Source organism: Dehalobacter sp., assembly GCF_030063005.1.
Taxonomy (GTDB): domain Bacteria; phylum Bacillota; class Desulfitobacteriia; order Desulfitobacteriales; family Syntrophobotulaceae; genus Dehalobacter; species Dehalobacter restrictus.
Map to the genome: position 1 here is coordinate 130,066 of NZ_JAPDHR010000062.1, position 10,927 is coordinate 140,992.

8 protein-coding genes are annotated in these 10,927 nt (G+C 47.8%); all 8 read left to right on the forward strand.

Going from position 1 to position 10,927, the window contains the following annotated elements; all coding sequences use genetic code 11:
- Window positions 1-57 precede the first annotated feature (57 nt).
- The 8 genes from OKX56_RS14755 (at window position 58) to OKX56_RS14790 (ending at window position 10,795) form a co-directional block, all read left to right on the forward strand.
- Window positions 58-1,434 carry an O-antigen ligase family protein gene (locus tag OKX56_RS14755; protein ID WP_287897001.1) on the forward strand — a complete coding sequence of 459 codons (1,377 nt, stop codon included), beginning with the start codon at window positions 58-60 and terminating at the stop codon, window positions 1,432-1,434.
- Between the two features lie 12 nt (window positions 1,435-1,446).
- Window positions 1,447-2,739, forward strand: a complete 1,293-nt coding sequence (locus tag OKX56_RS14760; RefSeq protein ID WP_287897003.1) for a glycosyltransferase family 4 protein — start codon at window positions 1,447-1,449, stop codon at window positions 2,737-2,739.
- Entirely contained in the window at window positions 2,736-3,878 is a 1,143-nt protein-coding gene (locus tag OKX56_RS14765; protein ID WP_287897005.1) for a glycosyltransferase family 4 protein, read from the forward strand. The genes OKX56_RS14760 and OKX56_RS14765 overlap by 4 nt, the downstream gene beginning before the upstream one ends.
- Before the next feature lie 96 nt (window positions 3,879-3,974).
- A complete protein-coding gene (locus OKX56_RS14770) occupies window positions 3,975-5,390 on the forward strand; it encodes a flippase (protein WP_287897007.1) in 1,416 nt (471 codons plus the stop codon).
- A gap of 19 nt (window positions 5,391-5,409) precedes the next feature.
- Window positions 5,410-6,744 (forward strand): O-antigen ligase family protein, encoded by a 1,335-nt coding sequence (locus OKX56_RS14775; RefSeq protein ID WP_287897009.1) that lies wholly within the window; start codon window positions 5,410-5,412, stop codon window positions 6,742-6,744.
- A 715-nt stretch (window positions 6,745-7,459) separates the two neighbouring features.
- The gene (locus OKX56_RS14780; RefSeq protein ID WP_287897011.1) at window positions 7,460-8,680 is read left to right on the forward strand and encodes a glycosyltransferase family 4 protein; all 1,221 of its coding nucleotides are present in this window, start codon (window positions 7,460-7,462) and stop codon (window positions 8,678-8,680) included.
- A 210-nt stretch (window positions 8,681-8,890) separates the two neighbouring features.
- Entirely contained in the window at window positions 8,891-10,060 is a 1,170-nt protein-coding gene (locus OKX56_RS14785) for a DegT/DnrJ/EryC1/StrS family aminotransferase (RefSeq protein ID WP_287897013.1), read from the forward strand.
- 123 nt (window positions 10,061-10,183) lie between these two features.
- On the forward strand, window positions 10,184-10,795 hold the full coding sequence (locus OKX56_RS14790) for a sugar transferase (protein ID WP_287897015.1): 612 nt from the start codon (window positions 10,184-10,186) through the stop codon (window positions 10,793-10,795).
- Window positions 10,796-10,927: the final 132 nt, after the last annotated feature.

Sequence of the window (10,927 nt, forward strand, 5' to 3'; positions counted from 1 at the left end):
CCCTAGGAAATAATTTAGTATTCATTACTAATTTCCGTATGTGAAACAGGAGGCACAATGTTTTGGAATAACGGCATTACGAGAAGGAATGATACCAGGCTTTTTATTTTAGTGATGACCATGCTCTCAGCAATGATCCTGCCTTCATTTCCTATTCATCCTTCTCTTCCTAATATTCGATTGGACGAGCTGCTGCTCTTCGGTGTCTTTGGCCTGAACATCCTGCTGTTTGCAGCAAAAGGATTCCGCTTCAGCCCTGAAGAAAAAGAGCAGTTGTTAAAACGCAAACAAGAACATAAGTGGATTCTGCTGATTTTTGTTTTACTCGTATTCTCTTACGCCATTTCCAACATCTATGGCGTGATCATCAAAGGAGCAGGTTATTACGGTCTCCGGGATGTCATGGAACTGGTGACATTCTGCAAATATTATCTGGCTGTAACGCTTGCTTTGTCCATCGATCTGCGAAGAGAGGAATTTGACTTCCTGGGCAAGGCTTTTCTTGGCGGCCTTGCTTTTTTGATTATTTTCGGCTGGGGACAGCATTTTAACGTACTGAATATGAATACCTGGCTGTCGCCCTATTTTGACCAGCAGCACTGGCAGCTCCTTTTGGTCGGCAATCCGGCCAGGGTGCAGGGTACCTTTGACAACCCGAATTTCTTCGGGATATTTACTGTGATGACGCTAGCTTATCTGACCGTTCGCTATTATTTCGGTGAAGATCACGAAAAATTTCCGGTCCTGCTGTTTATTTTGATCGGCTTTGTGATCAAACTGGAATTCCTGACGATATCCCGGACGGCTCTGGCCGGGATTGGGCTGCTTTTTCTAATTTTAAGCATTTGGGCTTTTGTCTATCACCGGCATAACAAAAAGGTTCTGATTAAAATAGCGGCGCTGTTTGTGCTGACGGCAGTTCTTTTCCTAACGGCTTCAGGCGATTTCTTCTACAGGCTGCAGGAAGGACTCGACTTTTCCAACAGTACTTCTTTCCAGGGCCACCTGGACCGCTGGGGAAAAGCAATCGGCAGCATTTGGGATTCTCCGGTCTTTGGCTGGGGTACGCAGAAATACGTGATGACAACTCTTGTGGACAATGAGTATGCGCTGTATGCCAGAAGGTATGGTTTTTTCGGGCTGGCGATCTATCTGAGCTTCTTTTTGCTCCCGTTTATTCTTGGTATCAGAAACCTTCGCGCTAAGATTGCTGCCTCAGGACGGGGACTCGTATTCAGCCAGCCGATGCAGTTTATGGCAGCGTATGCCGCAGTACTGCCATCCATCTTTGTGTTTAATATCATGGCGGGTATATTTTATAATCTGCAGCTGATGACTTTTTTTGCAATTTGTATGGGTCTGGCTTATAATTCGTTTGCGGAGCAAAGGGGGATAAACGATACGTCCTTAAGACCCCTCAGTTCCCTCGAGTAAGGTGGTTTAACGGTGAAGATATTAGTGATCTCTCATATGTATCCTTCATCTCAGAATCCGGCTTACGGCATTTTCATTCATAAGCAGGTTAAAGCGCTGCAGGATCAAGGCTGTGAGATTAAAGTCGTATCGCCTGTGCCTTATGCGCCCTGGCCTCTGCCGGCACTCCAGCCGAAATGGCGGACCTATGCGTCCATACCTGATAAGGCAGTGGTGGACGGAGTTGAAGTATACTATCCGCGTTATCTCGAGTTTCCGCGCTCATATTTCCTGGAGCAGTCGGGCTATTTCATGTACCAGGGAATCCGCAGGCAGGTCGCGCAGATCCGCGGGGAGTTTCCATTTGATCTTATTCATGCCCATGTGGCCCTTCCCGACGGCTACGCGGCATTTTTACTGAAGAAAGACGATGATATACCGCTTGTGGTTACCATCCACGGGCAGGACTTTCAGTCAACCCTGACCAAAAATGAAAAATGCCGCCAGAGACTTTTTGAGGTACTGGAAGGTACGGACAGAATCATTACAGTCAGCTCCAAACTGAAGAATATCATCAGGGACCAGGCTTTTTTCTCGAAGACAGAGGTTATCAATAACGGCATCGACCTGAATGACTGTGTACCGCCGTCGGATGTTTTTCCCGGCCATCATTCAGATAGGCACGGCATTTCCGCTGATATTCTCAGTACAGATCAGAACGTAAGTATTTTAAGTACTGATAGCAGCGGCATTTCCGGTAATACCCGAAAAGAAATCAGGATCCTGAGTGTTTCAAATCTAAAGAAAACCAAGGGCATCGATCTGAATCTCCGGGTGGTTTCATCTCTGGCCGGAAAATATCCTTCACTCAAATATTTTATTGCAGGTGACGGGGAAGAAAGACAGGCCTTAGAGGATTTGACGAAAAGCCTGAACCTCAAAGATAAGGTTGTTTTCCTTGGAAAGCTTACCCACCCTGAAGTGATGAAAGAGATGGCTGGGGCCGATATTTTCTGTCTGCCAAGCTGGCAGGAAGGCTTCGGCGTCGTCTATATTGAAGCGATGGCCCAGGGATTACCGGTTATCGGTGTCCGCGGCGAAGGGATCGAAGATGCGTTGATCCATGGCCAAAACGGTCTGCTTGTCGATCCCCGGAATGTCGAAGATCTCACCGGAGCACTTGATTCACTGCTCAGAGACCCTGTTTACTGCCGGAGGCTTGGTGAGGCAGGCAGGCAAACGGTGCTTGATCAGTTTACCTGGTCGAATAATGCGGCCCAAACGGCCAGAGTCTATCGAAGTTTAACAGGAGGCAGGACAGTTTGAAAATATGCATTCTCACAACGGGTCATCCGGCCCTCGATAACCGAATATTTTACAAGCAGGCTTTGTCTCTTAAGAAAAAATATGACGACATTACCCTGATTGTACCTGATGAGAGAACTGAATATATGGAACAGGGGATCCGGATCATTGGCGTGCCAAAAGCGGGGTCTCTTTACGGCCGTTTTAAGCTCGGGGATACCGTCGTTGCCAAAGCGATCGAACTGCAACCGGATATCTGCCATTTCCACGACTTTGAACTGATCTACAAAGTGTTAAAGATTAAAAAAGCGTTGCCTGCGTGCAAGCTGATTTACGATGTCCACGAACATTACCCGGATATGATGCGCATGTCCAGGAAGATCCCGCGGATTTTGAGACCCTTGGCTACTTTTTTGGTCGATAAAAGTGAACGGTATTATGCTGAAAAATTTGACCAGATCATCACGGCAGATGATGCGGTCAAAGACCGGTTTGCCGATAAAAATCCAAGAGTTGATGTGATCTATAATTTTACGGAATTTATACCGCCGGAAGCTGACGCTTCGCCAAAAGAAACGGAACTCCCGGAAAAGGAATACGATGCCATTTACCAGGGGGATATTACACTGGAGCGCGGCGTATATATGACTGTCCAGGCTATCAAGCTGCTGAAGGAGAAGTATCCGGATATCCGGATGATTTTTGTGGGGCCTTTTAACGACGTAGAAGGCAAAGAAATCGTCACCCAATACATCGAAGAAAATGATCTGAGCAATCATATCCTTTTCACAGGACGGGTACCCCATCTCGAGGTCCAGGATTATATCCGAAAGTCCAGGGTTGGCGTAGTTACGCTGCTGCCGCTGCCCAAATATTTTAAGAACATACCGATTAAACAGTTTGAATATATGAGCTGCGGCATCCCTATTGTCGGCAGCAATCTTCCTCCGATCCAGCGTTTTCTGACCAGCTACAACAGTGGGATCATTGTTGATCCGACCAAGCCTGAGGATATTGCCAAAGGTCTGGGCATCCTGCTGGCCGATCCGCGGCTCTGCAAAGAGATGGGCGATAACGGCATCAAGGCTGTCAGAGAAGAGTACAACTGGGGCAAGATGGAGGAAAAGCTGCTGAAGATTTACAGCAGATTTGAGAACTAAGACTTAAGAACATACTGAAAAGATGGAAATAGATCGAAGCGTCCAAGAGAAACCGTAATGCCGAATGAAGAAAAGCTAAAGAAGAAGTGATAGAGTTTGGATACCCGCCTGATCGCTAAAAATGCTGCGGCCCTGGGAATATCAGGAGTACTTGCCAAGGCCATTGCCGCCGTGGTGGGTATATTTGTTACCCGCTATCTTGGCCCGGGACCATTTGGAGATTACTCCACAGCGTACGCGTTCGTTGGAACGTTTATCCTGTTTGCGGAGCTTGGAATCAGTCAGCTCATGGTGCAGGATTGTTCGAGGAACCTGACCGAATTGCCGCGGTATTTCGGCAACACGCTGTTTGTCAAGACCGTAATCTCCATTGTATGCTTTCTATTAATGGTCATCTTTATGTTCCCGGCCGGATACAATACGTCGACCAAAGAGATGGTTGTTGTTTTGGGCGTGGCTGTATCTTTCAATGCGCTGAATCAGTCGGTCTATAACTATTATCAAGCCGTTCAGAAGCTCTACCTGGCTGCAGCCTTCCAGTTTTTGACCACCTTTCTGATCGGAGGGCTGACCATTGCGGTGATCTTTGCCGGGATGGGAGTCGTCGCAATTACGTTTACCCATTTGTTTACGTATATACTGATTAGTGTACTCCTGTTTTTCGCCCTCAGTAGGGAAATCAGGCCGCGCGTTGAACGGAGCAGCCTGATGCTAATGGTCAGGAACGGATTGCCGTTTGGGATTCACCGGATATTTTATAACGTCTTTTTCCAGCTCAGCATTCTGATTTTGTCACTGACGGCCAGCAATGTCGAGGTAGGGATTTATTCCGCAGCGTACAAGCTTGTCTTGATGCTGATCTTCCTGCCGAGCCTGATGACCAGCGCGCTTTATCCTGTGCTGTATCAGCTCGGGGAAACGGATAAGGACGGTCATCGTCATACGACTGAAAAGGTCTTTAAGCTGCTTTCCGGGATTGGGATCCCAGGCAGCATCCTGATTTTTGTTTTAGCAGGACCTCTGACAACATGGCTGTATGCCGGAAAATTTGATGAATCGATTCCGATCCTGATGATTGTGTCCTGGTTCTTTGCACTGGAATGCATGAGTTTTTCCCTCGGCGATGTCCTGACAACAACCAACCACCAGTGGCAGAGAACCATCGTGCAGGGTTCTGCGCTAGTACTGATGTTTATTCTGATTATGGTCCTGAATCCGCTGTTCGGGATCAGTGGTACTGCGTATGCGCTGATCATTGTCGAGATCTTTATCTTTTGCGGATACTACCTGTTGGTCCGAAAAGGGGTTTATAAGATACGGATCTGGCGCCAGCTGCCGTCAATTGTGTTTGCTTCCTTGCTGATGGCAGGGACCGCCTGGTTGACAAACAGCTTTCATCCGCTGATATCTGCTGTAACGGCTGGAATCATTTATTGCCTGGCGCTCGTGATATTGGACAGGGATTTCCGGAAGATCGGTGGATTTGTTATTCAGAAGGGTCTTCGAAAATAAAAACTGGGAGGAATCGAACATGCTTCAGTGGCCGGTATTCGTGTTAACCATCATACTTCTTGGTTACCTGGCTGTCAAAAAGCCGCTATGGCTCGTGCCGTTGCTGGCAGTGGCAGTCGCGCTGGAAATATCGATTAGCTGGTATCCGAACCTTGGCTTTTTGGAAAAAATTTTGGGAGAAGTCTCACTGACCAGGCTTGCCAGTATTGTTCTGATCCTGGCGGCATTTTCCCGCGTGTTTTTTTCGGAGAAGATGCGCAAAAAGCTTAGGGCGGTTCTAAAAGATCCACTGACGCTTGTTTTATTGGCTTTTATTATTCTTGGTGGGATAAGTGTTGTATACTCCGCCAACTTTGGCAACACTGTTACTGAAACCATCCGGCTGCTGATTTTATTTGCTGTGTTTATCTCTACCGCACTTTTGATGGATAAAGAACGCGCCCTGCTGCCTTTCAAAGCCGTACATATCATGGCACTCCTGCTTGCGCTGGTCAGTTTCTATGAAGGAATTACGGGGAACCTGATCTGGCAGGGAGACAAACTGCTGGTTGAGCAGACGCTGCGGGTCAATGCTACCTTTGTCGACCCCAATATTTTTGCACGTTACATCATCCTCGGGATTGCGTCGAATTTTGTTCTGCAGATTTATACCCGGGAAAGAAGCCATAAACTGATTTATATGGCATGTCTGGCCGTCCTGCTGGCAGAACTGGTGCTGACAGGTTCCCGCGGTGGATTCCTGACGCTGCTGACGATTCTGATTGCTACTTTGATCTTTTTGCCGAACAAAAAGGCTGTTCTCTGGGTTCTCGGTTTAGGTGCCCTTTGCGGGGCAATTGTGATCTTCCTGCGTCCGGAAATCTGGGAGAGGATGCTGACGATAACGAAGGGTTTCGCATACTCGAGTGAGCAGCGTTTATACCTTTGGAAGGCCGCAATTGCAATATTCAAGGACCATCCGCTGATTGGCACAGGCCTTGGCACTTTCGAGACTGTGTTTAAACAGAGTTATTTTGATTTCATGAATATTCCCGGCGGAGCGATACGCTCCCACACCACCATTCTGACGATCGCTTCGGAACTGGGGGTCGTGGGGTTGGCTGTACTCACGGTGATCTGGGCAGCGATCCTGTACAGGCTGGCCAAATTGTTCAGCCTCGGACATGACTACCTCGGTATGTTTCAGGAGCAAAACCAATACTTTGCCGGCACGGGCTATGTGCTGTGGGCTGCAACCGTATTTATCAGCTCTCAAGCTGAGGGACGCTTCTTCGAGGATCCGATATTCTGGCTCAGCTGCGCGATGCTTGTTGTGTTGAAGCTTTCGCGGAAGTACCGGCTGGAGCTTGACTAATTTGTTAGAGCTTCTCTGCGGGGCAGCGGACTAATCTAATTCTAGGGCTTGTCTGTGGGCCACAGATTGATTGCATTTTTAGGGCCTGTCTGCGTGCCACAATTCCGCTTTCGGCCGTTGTGTCCTCCTTGACACGTCGCTCCTTGCCTTCCATGGCATCGCGACATTAGGCCATCCGTGGCCGTCAAAAGGCCGCGCTCCGCACTCCTTGCTCCGCTTTTCGCGGAACCGTGGCACGCAGACCGATCATAAGCTTTTATAATTGTTCTGTGGCCCACAGACTAATTATAAGGTCGTTTATGTAAGTCTGCGTGTATTAGACCATCTATGGGTTGCGTTCATGGTATCACGGCATTAAGCTATCCATGGCCGTCGCCGCGTTCCGCATCAGCGGTCCGGTTGGACGCGCTTAGCACGTCTTTTATTACTAGTACAACGTTCTCAAATTCCCTGCTCGAATAATTCATACAAGCTTGATTACCCTAAATTAGGTCTGGGGGTCACAATTCCAGCGTTAAGTGGAGCATGGAGGCGGAGCGCGGCTGTTTGCGCCACGGATGGCGCAACAGCCGAAAGCGGAGTTGTGGCGCACAGGCCAACTCGGGAGTTTAACGCAATCATATATTTGAGTATTTATTTCAGGAACGTTGTACTATGAAGAAGTAGCCAAAATAAGTTTAGTAAAGTAAGTATGAACCTAGGAGTAAAGATAAGAATGCGTATTTTACTTTTGACGCAGTATTTTCCGCCGGAGAAGGGGGCAGCTCAGGTAAGGCTCTGGGAGCTGGCCAAAGGCCTGCGGAACCAGGGGAATACAGTTACGGTCGTAACTGCCTTTCCGAACCATCCCACCGGGATCATCCCAGATGAATACCGGGGGAAAGTGTTTGTGCGTGAGGATATGGAAGGGATCGTTGTTCTGAGAACCTGCATCTATCCAGTGAAGCGGGGCAGGTTCTGGCTGCGTTTGCTGAACTATTTTTCTTTTGTCTTTTCTGCTTTTTTGGGAATTTGCCGCAGCGGTCCCCAGGACTTGATTGTCGTGGAATCTCCGCCGCTTTTTATCGGTTTTACAGCTGTCATTACTTCTTTCTTCAAAAGAGCACCCTATATCTTCAATGTCTCCGATCTGTGGCCGGAATCCGCGGTGCAGCTCGGACTTGTCACCAATAAGCAGCTTATCGGCATGTGCGAGTGGCTGGAACGTTGTTTTTACCGCAAGGCGTTTAAACTTTCGGCGCAGACCCAGGGGATTGTGGAAGGACTGAAAAAGAAAGGGGTCCAAGCTGAAGATATCTTGTTCCTGCCTAACGGTGTCGATACCGAACTTTTTACACCAAGGCCCAAAGACGTGGTATTGGAACAGCAGCTTGGGCTGCAGGGGAAATATGTGGTCCTGTACGCCGGGACGATGGGGTACGCTCATGGGATTGAGACAGCGCTTGAAGCCGCCGATCTGCTGCGTGCTGAGCCGGAAATATTTTTTCTGTTTGTCGGCGACGGGTCCGAAAGACCCCGGCTCGAACAGATCGCCCGGGAAAAGGAACTGCCCAATGTCCGTTTTATCGATTTCCAGCCACTCGAAGAGATTCCACGTTACTATTCGTTAAGTAGTATCAGCCTCTCAACGCTTAGACGCTATAAGCTCTCGGAAGGGGTGAGGCCTTCGAAGGTATTCCCGGCAATGGCCAGCGGTCAGCCGCTGATCTATGTCGGAGAGGGTGAAGGCGCCGAGATTGTCAAAGAAAGCGGCGGCGGAGTGGTGCTCGAACCCGAAAGCCCCAAACTCCTTGCCGAGATGGTCATGCGTCTAAAGGCAGATCCGGAAACCTGCAGGGTACTCTCCGAAAAGGGAAGGGAATATGTCATCCGGCACTATTCCTGGGACAGTATCGTCAGAAACTGGCTTGAGCAGCTTCATTTGAAGAAAGCCTAAAGTTGTTTTTTGGCCAAAGCGTAGTAAAATAAAGGAGTCAATGAAAAATTAGCCAATGAACAAGGAGTTAAAAGTATTGAAGAATAAGCGAAGTATAAAAACAATTAATGGATAAATTAAAAAGACAAAAATCAAATAAAAACAATAGAACAAAATAATAACATAATAACATGATAGCAGATACTGAAACGAAGAAAGAGGCGTAAGTTTATGAGTCCACGACGCGAACAGTTCCTTCCCTATGCGCTGCCGCTGATTGAAGATGATGATATTGCGGCTGTTGTCGACAGCCTGAGATCGAATTGGATTTCCAAGGGTCCAAAGACCGGAGAATTTGAAAAGCGTTTTGCTGAATATATAGGCGTTAAACACGCCATTGCGCTGAATTCCTGCACTGCAGGACTGCACATCGCCCTGCTGGCTGCCGGAGTAGGAGCGGGCGATGAGGTAATCACTACGGCGATGACGTTTGCAGCCTCATCGAATGTGATCATTCACTGCGGGGCAACTCCGGTTCTGGTAGATATTGACCCGCAAACCATGAATATTGATCCGGAAAAAATCGAAGAGAAGATAACATCTAAGACCGAGGCAATTATCCCGGTTCATCTTGCCGGGCTTCCGTGCGAGATGGATAAAATTATGCAGATTGCGAAAAAATACAACCTTTTTGTATTGGAAGATGCGGCCCATGGCACGTATACGAAGTACAAAGACAGAATGGTCGGCACGATCGGTGATGCGGCAGCCTTTTCGTTCTATGCGACGAAGAATCTGGCAACCGGAGAGGGCGGCATGGTGACGACCAACGATGATGAGCTTGCCAACAAGATGAGGGTTTTGAGCCTCCACGGCATGAGCCGGAATGCCTGGAATAGATTTTCTGAAAAAGGCTCCTGGTATTATGAGATTGAATACCCGGGATATAAATACAATATGACGGATATTCAGGCTGCGATGGGGATGACCCAGCTGGCTAAACTGGAATCCATGCAGGCCAGAAGAGAAGTCATCTGGCAGCGTTATAACGCTGCTTTCAACAAGCTTCCTGAGATTGAAGTTCCGACCGATTTTACATATGCCCGTCATGCCCGCCATTTGTATATGATCAGGCTGAATCTCGATAAACTTGCAGTGGACCGGGCTGCGTTTATTGAATTGCTTAAGGAAGAAAATATCGGCACCAGCGTTCACTATATTCCGCTTCCGTATCATCCGTATTACCGGGATACCTTTGGCTACAAACCCGGAGATTTTCCAAAGACGGAAGCACTTTATGAAAGAATTATTTCCCTGCCGCTTTATCCTAGAATGAGTGATACCGATGTTCAGGATGTTATCGAAGCCGTACAGCGTGTTATCGAAAAGGTCAGGTCATAAGAAGGAAGAACAGACTTTCTCCTTCGTTTCTTATAGAGTTTAGGAAATTGTTCGAAATCCCCTACGAAAGATAGTAAGAATTTTTGTAAGATGTGAAGGAGTAAAATCCCAAGGAGTGGTAATTTGTTTGCGAAAAGGGTTCTAGACCTGTTGATTTCCATCCCGCTGCTCATTATTTTATCCCCGTTGTGGCTGATGATTGTCTTTTGGATCAAAGCCGATTCCAAGGGTCCCGCAGTCTTCAGGCAGGAAAGAGTGGGACGGAACGGAGCGCTCTTCACAATCTATAAATTCCGGACCATGGTTCCAAATGCCGATACTGTGATGAAGGAAAAAATCGAGCAGCTGAAAAAAGAAGGCAAGTTTGATCCGGACAACTTCTTCTTTCAGGACAAGGATGATCCGAGGATTACGAAGAGCGGCAGATTTTTAAGAAAAAGCAGCCTGGACGAGCTGCCCCAGCTTTTGAATATTATCAACGGTACGATGAGTATCGTTGGTCCGAGGCCGGAAGTCCCGGAAATCGTGGACCAGTATACGCCTGAACAACGTCATCGTCTGGATATGCCGCCGGGTGTGACCGGTCTAGCCCAGGTCAACGGCCGCAGTGAGCTGACGCTCACGGAAACCCTGAAATATGACGTGGAATACGTCCAAAACTGGCGTTTCGGCCTTGATCTGAAGATACTTTGGAAGACCCTTTTTATTGTTTTAAAGGGCAAGGGCGCGTACTAATATTGGTAAGCGTCAAAGACACCATCACATAGAATTGTAGCCTTGAAGATAGTACAATCACAATAAATATGGTTGAAAAAGTTGAAAAAGTTTGCACACTTTTTCAACCAAAGCGGAGTGGTTGTATGAATA